The sequence below is a fragment of the Kitasatospora sp. NPDC029367 genome (assembly GCF_055569135.1).
In genome coordinates, this window is the sequence record NZ_JBVHYH010000001.1 from 286,362 (window position 1) to 307,030 (window position 20,669).

General features: G+C 72.9%; 18 protein-coding genes. 11 read left to right on the forward strand and 7 right to left on the reverse strand.

Annotated elements, in window-relative coordinates:
* Window positions 1-80: 80 nt before the first annotated feature.
* From ACZ4W5_RS01340 to ACZ4W5_RS01370, 7 genes are all read right to left on the reverse strand, one after another.
* Window positions 81-1,466, reverse strand: a complete 1,386-nt coding sequence (locus ACZ4W5_RS01340; protein ID WP_465651962.1) for an 8-oxoguanine deaminase — start codon at window positions 1,464-1,466, stop codon at window positions 81-83.
* A gap of 69 nt (window positions 1,467-1,535) precedes the next feature.
* Window positions 1,536-3,026 carry a nucleobase:cation symporter-2 family protein gene (locus ACZ4W5_RS01345; protein WP_465651964.1) on the reverse strand — a complete coding sequence of 497 codons (1,491 nt, stop codon included), beginning with the start codon at window positions 3,024-3,026 and terminating at the stop codon, window positions 1,536-1,538.
* 361 nt (window positions 3,027-3,387) lie between these two features.
* Window positions 3,388-4,308 (reverse strand): factor-independent urate hydroxylase, encoded by a 921-nt coding sequence (pucL, locus tag ACZ4W5_RS01350; RefSeq protein WP_360229673.1) that lies wholly within the window; start codon window positions 4,306-4,308, stop codon window positions 3,388-3,390.
* Window positions 4,309-4,338: 30 nt separating this feature from the next.
* The gene (gene uraH, locus ACZ4W5_RS01355) at window positions 4,339-4,674 is read right to left on the reverse strand and encodes a hydroxyisourate hydrolase (protein ID WP_188309321.1); all 336 of its coding nucleotides are present in this window, start codon (window positions 4,672-4,674) and stop codon (window positions 4,339-4,341) included.
* Window positions 4,675-4,820: 146 nt separating this feature from the next.
* Window positions 4,821-5,324 carry a 2-oxo-4-hydroxy-4-carboxy-5-ureidoimidazoline decarboxylase gene (uraD, locus tag ACZ4W5_RS01360; RefSeq protein ID WP_465651967.1) on the reverse strand — a complete coding sequence of 168 codons (504 nt, stop codon included), beginning with the start codon at window positions 5,322-5,324 and terminating at the stop codon, window positions 4,821-4,823.
* 237 nt (window positions 5,325-5,561) lie between these two features.
* The gene (locus ACZ4W5_RS01365; RefSeq protein WP_360229668.1) at window positions 5,562-5,942 is read right to left on the reverse strand and encodes a helix-turn-helix domain-containing protein; all 381 of its coding nucleotides are present in this window, start codon (window positions 5,940-5,942) and stop codon (window positions 5,562-5,564) included.
* Entirely contained in the window at window positions 5,939-6,184 is a 246-nt protein-coding gene (locus ACZ4W5_RS01370) for a thiamine-binding protein (RefSeq protein WP_380404961.1), read from the reverse strand. The genes ACZ4W5_RS01365 and ACZ4W5_RS01370 overlap by 4 nt, the downstream gene beginning before the upstream one ends.
* Window positions 6,185-6,402: 218 nt before the next feature.
* Between ACZ4W5_RS01370 and ACZ4W5_RS01375 the strand changes: the two genes are divergently transcribed.
* The 11 genes from ACZ4W5_RS01375 to ACZ4W5_RS01425 all read left to right on the forward strand — a co-directional run bounded on the left by ACZ4W5_RS01375 (window position 6,403) and on the right by ACZ4W5_RS01425 (window position 20,561).
* Window positions 6,403-7,245, forward strand: coding sequence for a TIM barrel protein (locus ACZ4W5_RS01375; RefSeq protein ID WP_465651969.1), 843 nt, complete (start codon window positions 6,403-6,405; stop codon window positions 7,243-7,245).
* Between the two features lie 130 nt (window positions 7,246-7,375).
* On the forward strand, window positions 7,376-8,269 hold the full coding sequence (locus ACZ4W5_RS01380; protein ID WP_360229662.1) for a 2-hydroxy-3-oxopropionate reductase: 894 nt from the start codon (window positions 7,376-7,378) through the stop codon (window positions 8,267-8,269).
* Between the two features lie 432 nt (window positions 8,270-8,701).
* On the forward strand, window positions 8,702-9,844 hold the full coding sequence (locus tag ACZ4W5_RS01385) for a glycerate kinase (RefSeq protein WP_465651971.1): 1,143 nt from the start codon (window positions 8,702-8,704) through the stop codon (window positions 9,842-9,844).
* A gap of 249 nt (window positions 9,845-10,093) precedes the next feature.
* Complete coding sequence (allB, locus tag ACZ4W5_RS01390) at window positions 10,094-11,452, forward strand: allantoinase AllB (protein ID WP_465651973.1); 1,359 nt, start codon at window positions 10,094-10,096, stop codon at window positions 11,450-11,452.
* A 67-nt stretch (window positions 11,453-11,519) separates the two neighbouring features.
* Window positions 11,520-12,794, forward strand: a complete 1,275-nt coding sequence (alc, locus tag ACZ4W5_RS01395; RefSeq protein WP_465651975.1) for an allantoicase — start codon at window positions 11,520-11,522, stop codon at window positions 12,792-12,794.
* A 68-nt stretch (window positions 12,795-12,862) separates the two neighbouring features.
* A complete protein-coding gene (locus ACZ4W5_RS01400) occupies window positions 12,863-14,323 on the forward strand; it encodes a catalase (RefSeq protein WP_360229654.1) in 1,461 nt (486 codons plus the stop codon).
* A gap of 335 nt (window positions 14,324-14,658) precedes the next feature.
* On the forward strand, window positions 14,659-15,438 hold the full coding sequence (locus ACZ4W5_RS01405) for an IclR family transcriptional regulator (RefSeq protein ID WP_465651978.1): 780 nt from the start codon (window positions 14,659-14,661) through the stop codon (window positions 15,436-15,438).
* A gap of 208 nt (window positions 15,439-15,646) precedes the next feature.
* Window positions 15,647-16,564 carry a metal-dependent hydrolase gene (locus ACZ4W5_RS01410; RefSeq protein ID WP_465651980.1) on the forward strand — a complete coding sequence of 306 codons (918 nt, stop codon included), beginning with the start codon at window positions 15,647-15,649 and terminating at the stop codon, window positions 16,562-16,564.
* A 184-nt stretch (window positions 16,565-16,748) separates the two neighbouring features.
* Window positions 16,749-17,843, forward strand: coding sequence for a PDR/VanB family oxidoreductase (locus ACZ4W5_RS01415; RefSeq protein WP_465651982.1), 1,095 nt, complete (start codon window positions 16,749-16,751; stop codon window positions 17,841-17,843).
* Window positions 17,844-17,856: 13 nt separating this feature from the next.
* Window positions 17,857-18,813: a M24 family metallopeptidase gene (locus ACZ4W5_RS01420; protein ID WP_465651984.1), complete on the forward strand. Its 957-nt coding sequence runs from the start codon at window positions 17,857-17,859 to the stop codon at window positions 18,811-18,813.
* Window positions 18,810-20,561, forward strand: coding sequence for an SDR family oxidoreductase (locus tag ACZ4W5_RS01425; RefSeq protein WP_465651986.1), 1,752 nt, complete (start codon window positions 18,810-18,812; stop codon window positions 20,559-20,561). Before ACZ4W5_RS01420 ends, ACZ4W5_RS01425 begins: the two co-directional genes overlap by 4 nt.
* Window positions 20,562-20,669 lie beyond the last annotated feature (108 nt).

A 20,669-nucleotide genomic window follows, 5' to 3' on the forward strand; every position in this document is an offset into this window, starting at 1 on the left:
TCCTCCTTTCTTTGTTCCCACTCGGGGGGGGGGGGGGGGGGGGGCGGGCGCCCCCCCCCCCCCCCCCCCCCCCCGGGCCGTCAGACGGGCCGGGAGGCGAGCTCCTTGGCCGCGCGGGCGCAGGCACGCGCGATCCGGTCCTCGTTGACGGTGGTCAGCTCGCCCTTCTCGACGACGGCGTTGCCGTTGACGAACAGGGTCGCCAGCGGCGGCAGCGCGCCGAAGGTGAGGGCCGCGACCGGGTCGGCGATCGAGGAGTGCATGACCCCGTCGATCTTCCACAGGGCCAGGTCGGCCAGCTTGCCGGCCTCGATGGAGCCGATCTCGTTCTGCCGCCCGAGCACCCGGGCGCCGCCCATGGTGCCCAGCCGCAGCGCCTGGCGCCCGGTCAGCGCGGTCGGGTAGCCGTGCAGCCGGTTGATCAGCAGCGCGTTGCGCAGCTCGGTGCCCAGCTCGCCGGACTCGTTCGAGGCGGTGCCGTCGACGCCGAGCCCGACCGGTACGCCGGCCTTGAGCATGTCGGGCACCCGGGCGATCCCGGCGGCCAGGCGGGCGTTGGAGGAGGGGCAGTGCGCCACGCCGGTGCCGGTCTCGGCGAACTTGGCGATGTCGGAGTCGTTCATGTGGACGCAGTGCGCCATCCAGACGTCCTCGCCGAGCCAGCCGACCGACTCGAAGTAGTCGGTCGGCCCCATGCCGAACAGCTCCTTGCAGAACTGCTCCTCCTCGGCCGTCTCGGAGCCGTGGGTGTGCAGCCGGACGCCCTTGCGGCGGGCGAGTTCGGCGGACTGGCGGAGCAGGTCGGTGGAGACCGAGAAGGGCGAACAGGGCGCCAGCGCGACGTGCAGCATCGAGCCGAAGGAGGAGTCGTGGTAGCGGTCGACGGCGGCCTCGGAGGCGGCCAGGATGTCGTCCAGCTCCTCGACGGCGTGGTCCGGCGGCAGTCCGCCGTCCTTCTTGCTGCGGTCCATCGAGCCGCGCAGCGCGGTGAAGCGCAGGCCGAGCTCCTGGACGGCCTCGATCGAGGCGCCGAGGACGTCGCCGCCGTCCTTGGGGAAGACGTAGTGGTGGTCCGAGGCGGTGGTGCAGCCGGACTTGAGCAGGGCGGCGGCCGAGCCCTGGCTGGCGGCGTGCACGAGCTTGTCGTCGATCCGGGCCCAGGTCGGGTAGAGGGCGACCAGCCAGTCGAAGAGGATGTTGTCCTGGGCGAGGCCGCGGGTGATCCACTGGTAGAAGTGGTGGTGGGTGTTGACCAGGCCGGGGGTGAGCAGGTGGCCCTCGCCGTTGATCCGGCGCACCACGTTGTCCAGCCACGCCGGGGCGGGGCCGCTGCCGACGGATTCGATCCGGTTGCCGAGGATGACCACGTGGCCGCGGGCGTACTCGGTGTCGACGGCGTCGACCGTGGCGATCGCGACGTTCTCGATCACGATCCGCTGGTCGGCGGGTGGGGGCTGGACTGCCATGGTGTCACTCCTATGGGGGAGGGCCAGGAGGGGCGCGCACCGAGTGGTGTGCGCCCCTGCCCGGACCGGTCAGTACGGTGTCGCCGTCGGCACCGTCGCGCCGGGGGCCTCGCCGGATCTGGACTGCGATTCGGACCGGCGGGCGGTTCCGACGTGGTGGAACAGCAGGTTGAGCAGGACGGCCATCACGCAGCCGGCCGAGATCCCCGAGTGCATCAGGGTCCGGACCGCCTCCGGGAAGGCGTCGTAGAAGGTGGGTACGGCGATCGGGACGATGCCGACACCGAGCGAGACCGACACCAGGATGGTGTTGGCGCTGGACTCCATGCCGGCCTCCGCGAGAGTGCGGATCCCACTTGCCGCGACCGTGCCGAAGAGTACGATCCCGGCTCCGCCGAGGACGGGTTGCGGCACCAGCGAGACGACCGAGCCGAGGACCGGGAAGAGCCCCAGCAGGATCAGGATGCCTCCGCCGGCTGCGACCACGAAGCGGCTGCGGATCCTGGTCAGCGCCACCAGCCCGATGTTCTGGGCGAAGGCGCTGGCGGCGAAGCCGTTGAAGACGGGGCTGATCGCGGTGGCCAGTCCGTCGGCCCGGAGGCCGGCGGCGAGCGTGGGTTCGTCGGCCTCGCGCTCGACGATCTTGCCGAGGGCGAGCATGTCGGCGGTGGACTCGGTCATCGAGACCACCATGACGATGCACATCGAGACGATCGCGGCCGCGTCGAAGGCGGGCGCGCCGAAGTGGAACGGGGACGGGAGCGCGAAGATCTTCGCGTCCCGGACCGCGCCGAAGTCGGCCAGGCCCAGCGGGAAGGCGACCAGGGTGCCGAACGCCAGACCGACGAGCAGGGACAGCTGCTGCCAGAAGCCGCGCAGCAGCCGGTTGCAGAGCACCACCGCGGCGAGGGTGATCGCGGCGAGGCCGACGGCCCGCACGGAGCCGTACCCGGGGGCGCTCGGCGAGCCGCCGCGCGCCCAGTTCACCGCCACCGGGAGCAGGGACACCCCGATGAGGGTGATCACGGTGCCCTGGACGACCGGGGGGAAGAACCGGATGAGCTTGCAGAAGTACGGTGCCGCGAGGAAGCACAGGGCTCCCGCGACGATCACCGCGCCGAAGATCACCGGGAGGGCGTCCTTCGGTCCCCCCGTCCGTTCGATGGAGCCCTTGGCGATGGCGATCATGGGCGCGACGCCCGCGAACGACACGCCGTTCACGAACGGCAGCCGCGCGCCGATCTTCCAGATGCCGAGGGTCTGGAGCAGGGTGGCCAGTCCGGCGGTGAACAGGCTGGCCGAGATGAGCAGGGCGAGGTCGGTGGCGGAGAGTCCGACGCCGGCGCCGACGATGAGCGGGGGTGCGACGACTCCCGCGTACATCGCGGCGACGTGCTGGAGTCCGGTGGAGAGCAGTTTCACCGGGGGCAGCACCTCGTCCACGGGGTGGGTCCCGGACCCGGACGGCCCGCCGGGGAGGCGGGTCGACGTACCGTCCGGGCCTGGGGTTCTTGCAGGGGTGGAACCGCCGTCGTTACTGCTGGTGTTGCTGGGTGCCATGTCGAGCCCCTCTTGTGCCCGTGGCTCCCGGCGCGCCCGTGGCGCTGGAGACCCCCCGAGGGCGGGACGGCGGAGCAAGGATCCCTCGGGACGCTTCTCCAGTGCCCCGGGCCGGCCGCCGCGAGGCGAACACGAACTCCGGTTGGTGGGGGTGGAGAAACAGGTGGAGCGTGGTGCGGTGATACGGGCCGTGCGGGTGGTGCAGGTCGTGCGGGTCGTGCGAATGGTGCAGGTGACGCGGGTGGTGCGGTCCGCCCGGACTCGACCGGCCCGAGCGGGCCGGAGGGTGCGGCGATTCCGGGCGGAGTCCATGGGGTGAGCGGGGTGAGCGGGCTGAGCGGCGTGCGGGGCGTGGGGGAGGTCAGACGACCGGGATGACCGGGACGACGCCCTCGCGGTGCACGGTGCCCTCGATCAGGCCGTACATGCGGTCCGCGGCGTAGTAGACCTCGTTCTCGTTCTTGAGGCCGAACGGCTCCAGGTCGACGAGGAAGTGGTGCTTGTTGGGCAGTTCGAGGCGTACCTCGTCCACCTCGGCGCGGTTGTTGAGGACCCGGGTGCCCATCGCGTGCAGGGTCTGCTGCAGCGAGTAGGAGTAGGTCTCGGCGAACGCCTCCAGCATGTGCCGCTTCACGTGGGTGTAGGAGCGGTTCCAGTTGGGCTGGGCCTCGCCGTCGCGACCGCTGTAGCCGTACTTCCAGCGGGCGGTGACCTGGGTGGCGAGGATGCGGTCGTACGCCTCCTGGAGGGTGGTGTACTTGTCCTTGATGTAGCCCCAGAACTCCGAGTTGGTGGAGTTCATGACGATGAGGTCCTTGAGGCCGGAGATGACCTGGACCCGCTCGCCGTCGTAGACGATCTCGGTGGTGCGGGTCTCCTGGCCGTTGCGGACGAAGGAGTGGCCGACCTCCTCCGAGCCGATGAACCGGGCCGAGCTGTCCGGCGTCCGGATCCGGTCCCAGGCGTACTCCTCGATCCGGATCCGGGCGCTGTGCACGACGCCGCGCTCGGTGTCGTCGACGAAGTGCCGGGCCAGCAGGATGCCGAAGGCCTCGGCCGAGTCGATGCCGTACTCCTTGGCGAAGGCGTACACGGTGTTCTTGGTGGTGTCGGTGGGAAGGCAGTTGGCGTTCGACCCGGTGAGGTGGACGTCCTCGAACTCGCCCTGGAGGGAGACCGAGACGTTCAGGTCCTTGATCTCGTGCCGGGTGGAGTCGCGGTAGACCCGGACGATGCGGTTCTCCGCCTTGCCGTACTGGTTCTGACCGAGCACGTGGGCCATGACAGGCTCCTAAGCTTCCAGGTCGGTCTACTAGCTTCCGCGGTAGACCGAGTATCCGAACGGGTTCAGCAGCAGCGGCACGTGGTAGTGGTGCTGCTCGGGCGCGACCGTGAAGACGATCGAGACCTCGGGGAAGAACGGCGGCTCCGCGGACTTGAGCGCGTAGTACGCGCCGGTGTCGAAGAGCAGCCGGACGACCGAGCCCGCCTCCACGGCCGGGAGGTCCTTGACCCGGCCGTCGGAGTCCGTGGCGGAGGTGCCGAGCACCTGCCAGCCACCCTCGGTGTGCAGTGCGAGCTCGACCGGGACGCCCTCGGCCGGGCGGCCGAGGCTGGTGTCGAGCACGTGGGTGGAGATGCCAGTCATGGGTGAAGTGACCTTACTGATGGCAGAGGTGATGGTACGTCAGATCACGCGGGGCGCACGTCCGGAGGCGGGGCCTCCGAGGTGGGGCGCCTCCGGAGACGTTCCCGGATCGGACGTCCCGCCCACGAAGCATTCTTGACGATGCGTCAGGAAGCGTCGAGGAGGCGGTTCAGCCGGATGTCGTTGATCTTGCGCAGCTCGCCCCGGACGATCTCCGCCTCGGTGGCGGGGTCGTTGGGGTGGCGCTCGCGCAGGGCCGTGAGCATGGTGGCCGCGGTGCGGCCGGTCGCGCAGATCAGGAACACGTGGCCGAACTTCGCCTCGTAGGCGGCGTTGGCCTCGCGCAGTTCGTCGAGGACGGCCCGGTCCACGCCCTGGATGCCGGCCTGTTCGCGTTCGGAGGTGGCGTCGCCCTCCTTGGGCTGGCCGATCCGGGCGTGTCCGGCCATCGCGTCGCGCAGGTCCGCGACGGTCAGTGCGGCCATCGCCGCCGCGTTGGCGGCGAGCAGGGCCTCACGGCTGGACCAGGGCCGGGCCTGTGCGACGGCGGCGGCCCAACGGGGGCTGGAGCATACCTCCAGCAGGATCTTCTCCAGTTCCGCGGCATCGGCCGCGGCCAGGGAGTCGAGGGCGTGGGGGTGGTTGGTCACGAGTGGACCTCCTGAAGAGTGGTGCCACCCGGAAAAGCTAGATCGGCCCCACCCTGCCGTCAACAGTTTGTTGAACGCTTGGTGGTTACGTTTTGAACCGGGCCGCGCTGCCGGGCCCTTTCGTGTGCGATTCACCAAGTGTGCCCCGCCGTGGGCCGGTCGAGACTGTCCACAGCGGCGGGGTCACCCGTTCGCAAGCTCCTCGCGAGCCGCGCTCAGGACGGCTTCGAACCGCGCTCAGGACGGCTTCGAGCCGTCCTGGCGGTTCAGGTAGTTGTACACGGTGAAGCGGCTGACGCCCAGGGCCGAGGCGACCGTCTCGACCCCGTGGCGGACGGTGAAGGCGCCGCGCTCCTCCAGGAGGGCGACGACCCGCTGCTTCTCCCAGCGGTCCAGCTCGGCCAGCGGGCGGCCGTCGAACTGTCGGGCCATCTCGGCCAGCAGCCGGTCCAGCGCACTGCTCAGGTGCGGCAGTCGGACGGCCAGGGCCGGGGTGCCCTCCCACTCCAGGACGACGTCCTCGGCCTTCGCCTCGTCCAGCGGGACGGGTGTCGCGCCGACCGCGTCCAGCAGCGGCTTGACCGCCGCGGCGAGCGGGTGCTCCACGTGCTCGGTCACGGCGTACCGCCCTCCTCTCCCAACACGCTCACCTGGACGGAGATGCGGGTCGCCCCGGCGTCCAGGGTCTCCCGGAGCAGCCGGGTCACCGCGGCGAGGACCTGGTCGGCCTCGCCCTCGGCGCCGGTCCCGAAGGGGCCGACCGATACGTCCAGGCCGGCCTCGTCGACGACCTTGCGGGCCGTCGCGGCGTGCTCGGGGAACGTGTCCAGTTCGAACGGTTCTGTCGTGAACTCCACCATCAATCGCACCTGCTCACTGTATCGAGCGGGGGTGGGCGGGGGCAGGGGCTGGGCGATCGAACAGTCGCGGGGCCGGTGGGCGGACCCCCCCGGGCTACTTCAACAAAATGTTGCGGCAGCCTTGACACCTGCTCGGCGAGCCGGAGATGCTTCCACCACACAGAATCCCTCTTCCGGATCGTGGAAGTTGCGGATGAAGGAAGAGAGAGTGAGAGGTGATGGACGTGACGGCGGCTGCCAAGCACGGCTTCACGGTCAACCTGTCGATCCTGTTCGGCGAACTCCCGCTGCTGGAGCGCCCCGCGGCCGCCGCCGCGGCCGGCTTCACGGCCGCCGAACTCTGGTGGCCCTTCGGCACCGAACACAGCCCGAGCCGGGCCGAGCTCGACGCGCTGCGCAAGGCGTTCAGTGACGCGGGCGTCCGGCTCACCGGCCTCAACTTCCTGGACGACCTCAGCCAGGGCGCCCGGGGAACCGTCTCGGTCCCGTCCGAGCGGGACCGCTTCCGGGCCAACGTCCCGGTCGCCGCGGAACTGGCCTCCTCGCTCGGTGCCACCGCGCTCAACGCGCTGTACGGCAACCGGGTCGAGGGCGTCGAGCCGGCCGAGCAGGACGCGGTCGCACTGGAGAACCTGGTGCTCGCGGCCCGGGCGGCCCACGAGATCGGCGCCGTCCTGCTGATCGAGGCCCTCAACAAGGCCGAGTCCCCGGACTACCCGCTGGTCTCCGCGGCCGCCGCGGTCGAGGTGGTCGACAAGGTCAACGCCGCCACCGGCCTGGGGAACGCCAGGTTCCTCTGCGACCTGTACCACCTGGCCAAGAACGGCGAGGACCTGGCGGCCGTCATCGACACCTACGCCGACCGGATCGGCCACGTGCAGATCGCCGACAACCCGGGCCGCAACGAGCCCGGCACCGGCGAGCTGGACTTCGAGGACCTGTTCGCCCGGCTCAGCGCGGCCGGCTACACCGGCTCGATCGGCCTGGAGTACCGCCCCTCCACCGGCGTCAGCGCCGACAGCTTCGACTGGCTGCCGCGCGAGCTGCGCGCCGCCCGCTGACCCTGGCGCCCGCTGGCCCGGCGCCCGCAGCCCGCTACCCGGCGCCTGTCTGGCCCGCGTACGCGGCGTACCGCAGCGCCCGTCCGGCCCGTCACCCCTCCCCACCCGCACACGTAAGGAACCCGACGCGATGAGCGCCTCCCGCAAGATTGCCTTCGTCGGCCTCGGCATCATGGGCAAGCCCATGGCCGTCAACCTGGTCAAGGCCGGCCACCACGTGACCGGCTTCGACCTCTCCCAGGCCTCGATCGACACCGTGGTCGCGGCCGGTGGCCACGGCGCCGCCAGCATCGCCGAAGCGGTGAAGGACGCCGAGGTCGTCATCACCATGGTCCCGGCCGACCCGCACGTCGAGGCGGTCATCCTCGGTGAGGGCGGCGTCCTGGAGAACGTCCAGGCCGGCACCCTGGTGATCGACATGTCCTCGATCACCCCGCAGACCTCCATCAAGGTCGGCAAGGCCGCCCGCGAGAAGGGTGTGCGCACCCTGGACGCCCCGGTCTCCGGCGGCGAGGCCGGTGCGATCGAGGCGGTGCTGTCGATCATGGTCGGTGGCGAGGCGGCGGACTTCGCCGAGGCGAAGCCGCTGTTCGACGCGCTCGGCACCACGGTCGTCCACGTCGGCCCCGACGGCGCCGGCCAGACCGTCAAGGCCGCCAACCAGCTGATCGTCGCGGTCAACATCCAGGTGCTCGCCGAGGCCGTGGTGTTCCTGGAGAACGCCGGTGTCGACCTCGCGGCCGCGCTGGACGTGCTCGGCGGCGGCCTGGCCGGCTCCACGGTGCTCAACCGCAAGAAGGCGAACATGCTCAACCGCGAGTTCGCCCCCGGCTTCCGGATCGACCTGCACCACAAGGACATGGGCATCGTCACCGACGCCGCCCGCGCCGTGGGTGCCGCGCTGCCGGTCGGCGCCGTGGTCGCCCAGCTGGTCGCCTCCGCCCGGGCCAACGGCGACGGTTCGCTCGACCACTCGGCGCTGCTGCGCGGCGTCGAGCGGCTCTCGGGCCGCGAGGTCGCCTGACCCGAGGGGCTCCGGCCCCCCAGACTCCTCCTGGTGGCGTGTACCTGATCCGGTCGTGCCCGCGCCACCAGGAGGCCAGACCCGACCGGCGTGCGGGCAGGGGCTCATCCGCCCGCCCGCCGGTCGATCCAGGCCGGTGACGCACACACCCTCCCGGGGGCACTTCGGTCGTGCCAGCGGTGCGTCGCCTGGCCCCCTCCTCGCCGAGGGGAGCCCCTCGAACGTCGGAAGCGGGTCGAGGGGAACGGCGGGGAGGGGGTCGCACCCCTTCCGGGACCGGCGCTCCTGCGGGAGCCCGGCCCCGGGCCGGGCCTCGAGCCGGGCCGCACCGCCCGGCCGGGGGGGTCGCAACCCGGCGCCACCGGACCCATGCTTGTCCGGACCAGAGTTCGTCAGCACACCGCCCGACCCGCACGGAAGTGAGGACCACCGATGCCCCCCACCCCCCTCAAGGGCCACGTGGTCGTAGCGCCGGACAAGTTCAAGGGCACCCTGGAGGGTGCCGAGGTCGCCGCCCGGATCGCCGCCGGCATCCGGCGCGCCGCGCCCGGCAGCGACGTGCGCGAACTGCCCGTCGCCGACGGCGGCGAGGGCACCCTGGCCGCCGCGCTCGCGGCCGGCTTCGACCGCGTCCCGGCCAAGGTGGCCGGTCCGACCGGCCTGCCGGTGGACGCCGCACTGGCCGTCCGCGGCGACACCGCCGTGGTCGAGCTGGCCCAGGCCTCCGGGCTCGCCCGGCTGCCCGGCGGCCGGACCGCCCCGCTCGCGGCCGGCTCCTACGGCGTCGGCCAGCTGATCTCCCGCGCGGTGTCATCGGGCGCCAAGCGGATCGTGCTCGGCCTCGGCGGCAGCGCCTGTACGGACGGCGGGGCCGGCATGGTGCAGGCACTCGGGGTCCGGCTGCGGGACGCCGACGACGTCGAACTGCCGCCCGGCGGAGCCGCGCTGCGGCGCCTGGAGCGGATCGACCTCGGCCCGCTGGCCGACCTGCTGACCGGCGTGGACGTCGTGGTCGCCTGCGACGTGGACAACCCGCTGCTGGGCCCGCGCGGCGCGACCGCCGTCTACGGCCCGCAGAAGGGCGCCGACGGGGACGACCTGGTGGTCCTGGAGCAGGGGCTGACCCGCTTCGCCGACCAGGTGGCCGCGGTGACCGGACGGGACGTGCGGGAGGCCCCCGGCGCCGGGGCCGCGGGCGGGGTGGGCTTCGCCGCCCTCGCCCTGCTCGGCGCCACCATGCGACCCGGTATCGAGCTGCTGCTCGAACTGCTGGGTTTCGACGAGGCCGTGCGTGGGGCACGCCTCGTCGTCACCGGTGAGGGCTGCCTGGACGCTCAGACGCTCCATGGCAAGGCCCCCGCCGGAGTCGCCGCGGCGGCTGCCCGGGCGGGGGTTCGGGTGGCCGCTGTGGCGGGTCGGCTGGAGCTGTCCGAGCCCGAGTGGCGGGCGGCCGGCTTCACCGCCGCGATCGCCCTCACCGACCTGGCCGAGCAGCCGGGGGACAGCATGACCAGGGCCGGTGAGCTGGCCGAGGTGGCGGGGGAGCGGCTGGCCGAAACGCTGCTGCGGGGCTGATCCCGCGGAGCTTCCGCCGTCCGTTCCTCCGTATGTTCCTCCATTGACGTTTTGTTGAAGGCGGGCCTAGGCTCCCGGCAATCCTTCGGTTCCAGCCACGCCGACCGGCCCACGCCGACCGCCCTACGCCGACCGCTCTACGCCGATCACCCCCTGCCCACCGCTCCGCGAGCGCCTCCCCGGGCCGCGTGCCCGGTGTGCCCCGCGTACCGCCATCCCCCAGTCCCAGTCCAGGTTTCGGAGGTCCCCATGCCGATCAGCCAGCCAGCGGTGATCCGCTCCCGCCGGGCGGTGCTGCCCGACGGCGAGCGCCCCGCGGACGTGCTGATCCGGGGCGGCAGGATCGAGCAGGTCGCCGCCCACGGATCGCTCGTGGTCGGCGACAGCGAACTCGTCGACCTCGGCGACACCGCGCTGCTGCCCGGCCTGGTCGACACCCACGTGCACGTCAACGAGCCCGGCCGCACCGAGTGGGAGGGCTTCGCCACCGCCACCCGGGCCGCCGCGGCCGGCGGCGTCACCACGATCATCGACATGCCGCTCAACTCCGTGCCGCCCACCACCACGGTGGCGGGGCTGGACGTCAAGCGGAAGACCGCCGAGGGCCAGGCCTGGGTCGACCTCGGCTTCTGGGGCGGGGCCGTCCCCGGCAACGTCCCGGACCTCGAACCCCTGCACCGGGCGGGCGTGTTCGGCTTCAAGAGCTTCCTCGCCCCGTCCGGCGTCGACGAGTTCCCGCACGTCGAGGCCGCCGACCTGGAGGCCGCGCTGGCCGAGCAGGCCCGGCTCGGGGCGCTGGCGATCATCCACGCCGAGGACCCGGCCGTGCTGGCCGCCGCGCCGCAGCAACCCGGCGTCCACTACCGGGACTTCCTCGCCTCCCGCCCGGACGGGGCGGAGACCGCGGCGGTCGCCCACCTGCTCGACACGGCCCGGCGCACCGGCGCCCGGGTGCACATCCTGCACGTCTCCTCGGCCGGCGTGCTGCCCCTGCTGCGCCGGGCCCGCGAGGAGGGCGTGCGGGTCACCGCCGAGACCTGCCCGCACTACCTGACGCTCGCCGCCGAGCAGGTGCCGGACGGCGACACCGCCTTCAAGTGCTGCCCGCCGATCCGCGACGAGGCCAACCGGGACGCGCTCTGGCAGGCCCTGGCCGACGGCGAGTTCATCGCCGTCGTCTCGGACCACTCGCCGTCCACCCCCGACCTCAAGCTGCTGCCCGAGTTCGGCGGCAGCGGCGACTTCGCGGCGGCCTGGGGCGGCATCGCCTCGCTCCAGCTGGGCCTGCCCGCCATCTGGACCGAGGCCCGCCGGCGCGGCCACACGCTGGCCGACGTGGTGCGCTGGATGTCCTCCGGACCGGCCGAACTGGTCGGCCTCACCGGCACCAAGGGCGCCATCGCGGCGGGCTGCGACGCCGACCTGGTCGCCTTCGACCCCGACGGGGAATTCGCCGTCCACGCGGGCGAGTTGCACCACCGCAACCCGGTCACCCCGTACGCCGGACGGACCTTGAGCGGCACCGTCCGCACCACCTGGCTGCGCGGCCGGGCGGTGGACACCGGGGCCGAGCCCTTCGGCCGCCAGCTGCTGCGCCCGGCGGACTAGGCCGTGTCCAGGCCCTCGCCTCGGGCCCGCCAACTCCCTTACCCACCAAGTCTTCCGAGGAGAGTCAGTGACCACTGCCGACACCCCGAGCGCTCCCTTCACCGAGCTGGTCAACCTGGCCTCCCGGCTGCTCGGTGCGGGCGTCGTCGCCACCAATGAGGACACCTTCGCGGACGCCGAGAACCTGCTGGTGGCCAAGCCGGCCGAGTTCCGCCCGCACACCTTCGGCCACAAGGGCCAGATCATGGACGGCTGGGAGTCCAAGCGCCGCCGCGGCGTCTCCGCCGACCAGCCGCACCCCACCGACCAGGACCACGACTGGGCGATCGTCCGGCTCGGCGTCGGCGGCGTGATCCGCGGTCTGATCGTCGACACCGCGCACTTCACCGGCAACTACCCGGAGAGCGCCTCGGTCGAGGCCGCCTCCGTACCCGGGCACCCCTCGCCCGAGGAACTGCAGGACGCCGAGTGGACCGCCATCGTGCCGCGCACCCCGCTCCAGGGGGACACCGCCCACGAGTTCGCCGTCCAGGACGACACCCGCTACACCCACGTGCGGCTGAACATCTTCCCGGACGGCGGCGTCGCCCGGCTCCGGGTGCACGGCGAGGTGCTGCCCGACCCGCGCGAACTGGACGGCCTCACCTTCGACCTGGCCGCCCAGGAGTACGGCGGCGTGGCCGAGGCGGCGTCCGACCGCTACTTCTCCTCCCCGCACAACCTGAACGCTCCCGGTCGCGCCTCCGTCATGGGCGAGGGCTGGGAGACCCGTCGTCGGCGCGACAAGGCCAACGACTGGGTTCAGATCGCCCTGGCCGGGGGCGGTGAGGTCCTGGCCGCCGAAGTGGACACCACCCACTTCGTCGCCAATGCCCCCGGCTGGGCCGACCTGATCGGCTTCGACGCCTCGACCGGGCAGGCTGCGACTTCACAGGCACCGGCCGACGGCGAGTGGTTCGAGATCCTGCCCCGCACCCGCCTGCAGCCCGACACCCGGCACCGCTTCCGGCTCGACGTCGGCCGCCCGGTGACCCACGTGCGGATCAACGTCTACCCGGACGGCGGCCTCGCCCGTCTCCGGCTCACCGGCCGCCTCACCGAGGCCGGCCGCGCGGCCCTCGCGCTGCGCTGGTTCAACGCCGTCCCGGCCGCGGAGGCCGCAGCCGCCCTCGCCGACGCCGGCCTCGACGCGGAGGAGGCCGCCGCCCTGGCCGCCGCCCGCCCGCTGGCGGACCCGGCCGCGGCCACCGCCGCGGTCGCCGGCCTCCAGCCGGCCGACGGCCCGGACGGCGAGCACTCCGCCCGCCGCCGCTCGGCGCTGTGGCGCCTGCTGGGCATCTGAGCGGGGCTCGCCCGCCCGCCCGCTCCACCTCTCCACGCACCGCCTTATCGACACCTGAAGGACCCTCCATGTCCAAGATCCTGACCACGGAGTCCGGCGCCCCGGTCGCCGACAACCAGAACTCGGCCTCGGCCGGCGAGTACGGCCCGCTGCTGATCCAGGACCAGCAGCTGCTGGAGAAGCTGGCCCGGTTCAACCGCGAGCGCATCCCGGAGCGCGTCGTGCACGCCCGCGGCTCCGGCGCGTACGGCTATTTCGAGGTCACCGACGAGGTGTCGAAGTACACCCGGGCGGCGTTCCTGTCGGAGGTCGGCAAGCGCACCGAGGTCTTCCTGCGCTTCTCCACGGTGGCCGGCAACCTCGGCGCCAGCGACGCGGTGCGCGACCCGCGCGGCTTCGCGGTGAAGTTCTACACCGAGCAGGGCAACTACGACCTCGTCGGCAACAACACCCCGGTGTTCTTCATCAAGGACCCGGTCAAGTTCCCCGACTTCATCCACTCGCAGAAGCGCGACCCGTACACCGGTGTGCAGGAGGCGGACAACGTCTGGGACTTCTGGGCCCACTCGCCGGCCTCGACCCACCAGATCACCTGGCTGTTCGGCGACCGCGGCATCCCCGCCTCGTACCGCCACATGAACGGCTACGGCTCGCACACCTACCAGTGGGTCAACGCCGAGGGCGAGGCCTACTGGGTGAAGTACCACTTCAAGACCAACCAGGGCATCCGCAGCCTGGACGGCGGCCAGGCCGCCGAGGTGGTCGGCGCCGACGCCGACTCGCACCAGCGCGACCTCCACCAGGCCATCGAGCGGGGCGTGTTCCCGTCCTGGACCCTCTACGTCCAGCTGATGCCGGTCGCCGAGGCCGCGGACTACCGCTTCAACCCCTTCGACCTCACCAAGGTCTGGCCGCACGCCGACTACCCGCTGGTCAAGGTCGGCCGCCTGGTGCTCAACCGGAACCCGGAGAACGTCTTCGCCGAGGTCGAGCAGGCCGCGTTCTCGCCGAACAACTTCGTGCCCGGCATCGGCCCCTCCCCGGACAAGATGCTCCAGGGCCGGCTGTTCGCCTACGCCGACGCCCAGCGCTACCGCCTCGGCGTCAACCACACCCTGCTGCCGGTGAACGCCCCGCGCGCCACCGAGGCCAACAACTACGGCCGGGACGGCTTCATGGCCGCCAACAGCGCCGGCCGCGGCAAGAACTACGAGCCCAACTCGTACGACGGCCCGGCCCAGACCGACAGCGCGCTCGCCGCGCCGGTCAAGGTCGACGGCTACACCGGCACCTACACCACGCCGGCCCACACCAAGGACGACGACTTCTTCCAGGCCGGCGAGCTCTACCGGCTGATGTCGGAGGGCGAGAAGACCCGCCTGATCGACAACATCGCGGGCTTCCTGTCGCAGGTCACCCGGGACGACGTGGTGGAGAAGAACCTCGCCCACTTCCACGCCGCCGACGAGGAGTACGGCGCCCGCCTGGAGGCCGCCGTCGCCAAGCTCCGCGCGGGCGACGAGGGCTGACCCTTCGCGGGTCGACTCCCTCGTACCTCCCGTACCCTCCGCACCTTCCGCACCCTCAGGACCGCCGGGGCCCGCACCCCGGCGGCTCCACGACGGGCCCCTCCCCCCGGGCAGTGGGGGAGGGGCCCGTCGGGCTTCTCGGGGGCGCCGAGGCGGACGAGCTGCGGGCGCGGGTTCCGTCCGTGCGGGGGCGCGGGGCCCCTTGTACCAGCCAACCGGCCGTGCTCCACGGAATGTTCACGGATATTCACGGACAGCAGTCGCCCGGGGCCCTGGGTGGATAGGCTGGAGACCGCCCGCGGTCGCTCCGTGGGGGGACATCGGAAGGGGACGACATGTCGACACCAGCCCCGGGTCGTCACGCCGCGCTGGACCAGGGCCCGACGGGCCCGTTCACCTCCCTGCAGCACGCCCTCAGACTGCTGGAGGCCGTCGACCGGCACCCCGACGGCGTCACCCTGGTCGGGCTCGCGCGGGAGACCTCGCTGGGCCTGCCGACCGTCCGCCGGCTCGCCGAGATCCTCGAGATCGAGGGCTACCTCCAGTGCCAGGACGGCGGTTGGGTGCTCGGCGGCACCTTCGCCCTGCTCGGGCAGCAGAACCGGGAGCAGCTCGTCAAGGCCCGGCTGAACCGCAAACTCGCCGAACTCCGGGACGAGTTGGGCGCCGCGGTCTACTTCTCCCGGTACCACGACGGGGAGTTGTCGGTCGAGGCGGTCTCGGCCGCCGACTACGCGCCCGCCGTGCAGGAGTGGGTGGACTTCCGCGCCACCGCGCACGCCAGCGCGATCGGCAAGTGCCTGCTCAGCCAGCTCGACGCGGACGGCCGGCGGGACCACTTCTCCCGGCACCCGGTCGCCCGGCTGACCTCCCGCACCGTCACCGACGCCGACCAGCTGATGCACCGGCTGGAGCGCCAGCCCGCGACGGTGCCGGTGCTGGACATCCAGGAGTACGCGCTCGGCACGGTCTGCGCGGCAGTGCCGATCACGGCGGGCAGTACGGTCGGCTGCCTGGCCACCTCGATGCCGGTGGACAACATCCACAAGCTCAGGGCCGCCGCCGAACTGCTGGCGGCCCGGGCGGCGCCGCTGATGCTGGCGATGGCGGTCTGAGCACCGCTCACTCGTGGGGCCCCGTCGGACGTGTCGTCCGGCGGGGCCCCACGCGCTTTCCGCGGGAGGGTTTCGGGGGGTGTCCCGCGGTGCACATCACTTATTAGACTCGATGTCGATAAGAGTGGTCGAATCCCTTGTCCCCACCGCTACCGGCGAGTACGTTTCCGAGAGTCGAGCCGCCGCCCCCAGGTCAGGAGGGCCTGCCATGCCCCGCTCCACCCCCGTCCCCGCCGTCGCCGCTCCCGCCGCGCGGGTGCACGAGAGCCTCGTCCTGGAACCCCGGGACGTCCGCTTCGACTGGGCCCGGCTGCCGCTGCACTGGATCCCGGACGAGCCGATGGCCACCCACGTGATCAACGTGCTGCACCTGCTGCTGCCCGAGGGTGAGCGGTGGTTCGTCAAGGTGTTCAAGGAAGCGCTGCCGCTGATCCGGGACGAGCAGCTGCGCGAGGAGGTGCTCGGCTTCATCGGGCAGGAGGCCATCCACGCCGAGGCCCACCAGGAGGTGCTCGACCACCTGCTCGGCCAGGGCCTCGACCCGCGCCCGTACGTCCGGCAGATCTCCTGGCTGTTCCAGCGCGTTCTCGGCGACAAGCCGGGCCTGACGCCGGCGCAGCGGCGGGAGAACGTCATCGAACGGGTCGCCTTCGTCGCGGCGATCGAGCACTTCACCGCCTTCCTCGGCAACTGGGCGCTCAACTCCCCGGGCCTGGACCGGGCCAAGGCCGACCCGACGATGCTGGACCTGCTGCGCTGGCACGGCGCCGAGGAGGTCGAGCACCGCAGCGTGGCCTTCGACCTGATGGTCCACCTGGACCCGGGGTACCTGCGGCGGGTCCGCGGCATGGTGATCTCCGGGCCGCTGCTGGTGCACCTCTGGGTGCGCGGCGCCCGCTTCCTGCTCGCCGCCGACCCGACCCTGGAGGGGCGGCTCAAGCCCACCTGGCGGGAGGCGGGCCGGATCGCCAGGCGCGGACTGCTGCCGGACCCGATCCGCTCCGTCCGCTCCGGGCTGCGCTACCTCCGGCCGGGCTACCACCCGACCCAGGAGGGCTCCTCCAGTCAGGCGCTGGGCTACCTCGCCACCTCCCCGGCCGCCCGGGCTGCGGCCGGGCGGGGGTGACGGGGAACGGCTGACAGCTGACAGCTGACAGGTTTCAACGAACAGAAAACGTTATCTGTTCGCTGAAATCTGAAATCTGAAATCTGTCAGTTGTCAGTTGTCAGTTGTCAGCCGTCAGTCGTCGGCCGCCCGCCGCCCGCCCGCCCCGCCGCCCGTCCCCTCTCCCCGCCAAGGATCCGCCCGGATGGACCTGCTCACCCCGCCCCCCGACCTCTACGGCCGCCCCCGCGCCGACGGCTTCATGCGCTGGCTCACCGCCTTCGGCGACCGCTACTCCCCGGCGCTCGGCGGCCCGCTGCTGCGCCGCAACCCCCGCCGCCCGCACAGCCGCCCGACCCCGCTGCTCCGGCTGGTCGTCGCCGAGCGCCGTCAACTCGCCTCCGAAGTGATCGAGTTGACCCTCGCCGACCCCTCCGGTGGTCAACTGCCGCCCTGGCAGCCCGGCGCCCACCTGCGGCTCGCCCTGCCCTCCGGCCGCGAGCGCCACTACTCGCTCAGTGGCGACCCCGCCGACCGCCGGCGCTACCGGATCGCCGTCCGGCGGCTGCCCGGGGGTGGCGGAGGGTCCGTCGAGGTCCACGACACCCTGCACCCGGGCGCCCGCCTCGCCGCCCGCCGCCCGCGCAACGGCTTCGCCTTCTGCGCCGAGCCCGCCGTCCTCCTGCTGGCCGGCGGCATCGGCGTCACCCCGCTCCTCCCGATGGCCCGCGAGGCCCAACGGCACGGCCTCGACTGGAAGTTGGTGCACGTCGGCCGCAGCGCCGACACCCTCCCGTACACCGACGAGCTGCGCGCCCTCGACCCGCACCGGGTCGTGCTGCGCACCGACGATGAGCACGGCGGCGTCCCCACCGGCGCCGAACTCCTCGCCCACGCCCCGCGCGGCGCCGCCGTCTACTGCTGCGGCCCGGCCCCGATGCTCGCCGCCGTCCAGGCGGCACTGGACGAATCCTCCGCCACCGCCCTGCACTTCGAGCGCTTCGGCGCCGCCCCGGTCGCCGACGGCCGACCCTTCGCCGTCCGGCTCGGCGCCGACGGCCCGACCCTGGACGTCCCCGCCGACCGTTCCGCCCTGGACGTGCTGCGCGAGGCCCGCCCCGACCTCCCGTACTCCTGCCACCAGGGCTTCTGCGGCACCTGCGAGGTCCGCCTGCTGGCCGGTACGCCCGAGCACCGGGATCGCCGCCTCACCCCCGAGCAGCGTGCCGCCGGCGCCCTGCTGCCCTGCGTCTCCCGCGCCGCCGAGGGTGAGACCCTCGTGCTCGACCTCGACGTCTAGAAGGAGCCCCCCGATGCCCCCGACGGCGCACGCGATGCCGACGTTCTCCTACTCCGAGCGCGACCTCGCCCGCTTCCGCGAGACCCAGCAACTCGCCTACCACTGCGCCGAACAGGTCGCCGCCTGGATCGAACCCGGGGTCACCGAGCGCCAGACCACCGCCGAGCTGCGCCGCCGCCTGGTCGCCGCCGGGGTGCAGGACTTCTTCCACGTCCCCTTCGCCTGGTTCGGCGACCGCACGGCCTTCCGGCACTTCCACACCCCGCTGCAGTTCTTCGCCGGCAACCGCCGCCTGGAGGAGGGCATGCCGTACGTGCTGGACTGCGCGCCCGTCGTGGACGGCTACACCGCCGACATCGGCTACGGCGGCAAGGTCGGCGAGAACCGGGTCTGGGACCGGCTGGCCGCCGACCTCCAGGTCTACCGCGAGCTGATCCTCACCGAGGTGCGCGCCCGCAAGCCGCTCAACGAGGTGTACGCGGCGGTGGACGCGCAGATCGCCGCGCACGGCTACGACAACCGGCACCAGGTCTACCCGGGCCGGGTGATCGGCCACCAGGTCACCCGCAACACGGCGCGCGGCCCGGCCGGGGTGAACGTCTTCGGCTTCGGCGTGCGCACCCTGCAGACCCTCGGCCGCGAGCTCATCTCCGAGCGTCTGCACGGCCGTTCGCCGCTGTGGGCGGACGGACGGTCGTCCCGGCACGCGCCCACTCCGGGGCTGTGGGCGGTCGAGCCGCACATCGGGTTCCGTGGTGTGGGCATCAAGTTCGAGGAACTGCTGGTGGTCACCGAGGACGACGCCTACTGGCTGGACGACGACCTCCCGCACGTCCGCCGCTGGACCGCCGCCGCTACCACCACCACGCCCGCCCCCGCCGAGCCGACCGCCGCCGCTGAGCCGACCGCCCCCGCCGAGCCAGCCGCTGCCGCCACCGCCGAGCCGACCGCCCAGGAGGCCACCCGATGACGACCCCCACCCGCCGCCGGACCGTCCACTCCGGCGGCATCCCGCTCGCCGTCTTCGAGCAGGGCGACCCCGAGGCCCCCACCGTCCTCCTGGTGCACGGCTACCCGGACACCCACACCGTCTGGGACGACATCGCCGCCGACCTCGCCCGCGACCACCACGTGGTCCGCTACGACGTGCGCGGCGCCGGAGAGTCGGGCGCCCCGGCGCACCGCGACGGCTACCGCCTGGAGCAGCTCGCCGACGACCTGTTCGCCGTCGCCGACGCCGTCAGCCCGGACCGCCCGGTCCACCTGGTCGCCCACGACTGGGGCTCGATCCAGTCCTGGGAGGCCGTCACCGCCCCCGGTGCCGAGCGCCGGATCGCCTCCTACACCACCCTGTCCGGCCCCAGCCTGGACCACATGGGCTTCTGGCTGCGCCACCGGCTGCGCCGCCCCACCCCGCGCCACCTCCGCCAACTGCTGCACCAGGGCGCGCACTCCTGGTACATCACCGCCTTCCACCTGCCCTTCCTCGCCCCGGCCGTGTGGCGCCTCGGCCTCGCCCGGGCCTGGCCGCGGGTGCTGCGCGACCTGGAGCACGTCACCCCGCGGGCCGACCACCCGCAGCGCACCCTGCGCCGCGACGCGGTCCGCGGCATCGAGCTGTACCGGGCCAACTTCCGCCCCACGCTGGGGAGTCCGCGCGAGCGGCCGACCGAGGTGCCGGTCCAGCTGGTCACCCTCACCCGGGACCGCTACGTCGGCACCTACCTCTCCGAGGGCCTGGAACGCTGGGTGCCCCGCCTGACCCGCCGCACCCTGCACGCCGGCCACTGGTCGGCGCTGCTGGAGAAGGGATCCGCCGTGGCCGGCATGGTCCGCGAGTTCACCGCCCGGATCGACACCGGCAGCGCGACAGGGGCCCAGGAGTCGGGAGGCGCCCAAGAGCCGGACGGCAACGGGCGGTTGGTGGTGGTCACCGGCGGCGGCAGCGGCATCGGCCGGGCCACCGCGCTCGCCTTCGCCGAGGACGGCGCCCGGGTGGTGGTCTGCGACCTCGACCTCGCGGCCGCCGAGCGCACCGCCGAACTCGCCTCCCTGATCGGCCCGCAGGCGCACGCCTACCAGGTGGACGTCTCCGACGGCGCCGCGATGGACGCCTTCGCGCAGCGCGTCGCCGCCGAGCTCGGCGTGCCCGACGTGATGGTCAACAACGCCGGCATCGGCCACTCCGGGACGTTCCTGCAGACCACCGAGAAGGAGTGGCAGCGCGTCCTGGACGTCAATCTCTGGGGCGTCATCCACGGCTGCCGCGCCTTCGGCACCCTGATGGCCGACCGGGGCCAGGGCGGCCACATCGTCAACGTCTCCTCGGCCGCCGCCTACCTGCCCGCCAAGGCGCTCACCGCCTACGCGACCAGCAAGGCCGCCGTCTTCATGCTCTCCGACTGCCTGCGCGCCGAGTTCGTCGGCCACGGCATCGGCGTCTCGACCATCTGCCCGGGCATCGTCAACACCAACATCACCCGCACCTCCACCTTCTCGGCTACCACCGCCGACGAGCAGTCCGCCAAGCGGGCGCGTGCCGCCAGGCTCTACGCCCGCCGCGGCTTCCCGCCGGAGAAGGTCGCCACCGCCATCGTCAGCGCCGTCCGCACCGGCAAGCCGGTCGTCCCGGTCACCCCCGAGGCCAAGGTCGCCCGCCTCCTCTCCCGCCTCAGCCCCGGCCTCCTCCGCCTCGCAGCCCGCCTCAACGTCACCTGAGCGGCCCGGGGGGGGGGGGGGGGGGGGGGATGGGGGGGGGGGGGGGGGGGGGGGGGGGGGGGGGGGGGGAGGGGCGGGGGGGGGGGGGGGTTTGGTTTGGGTGTTGGT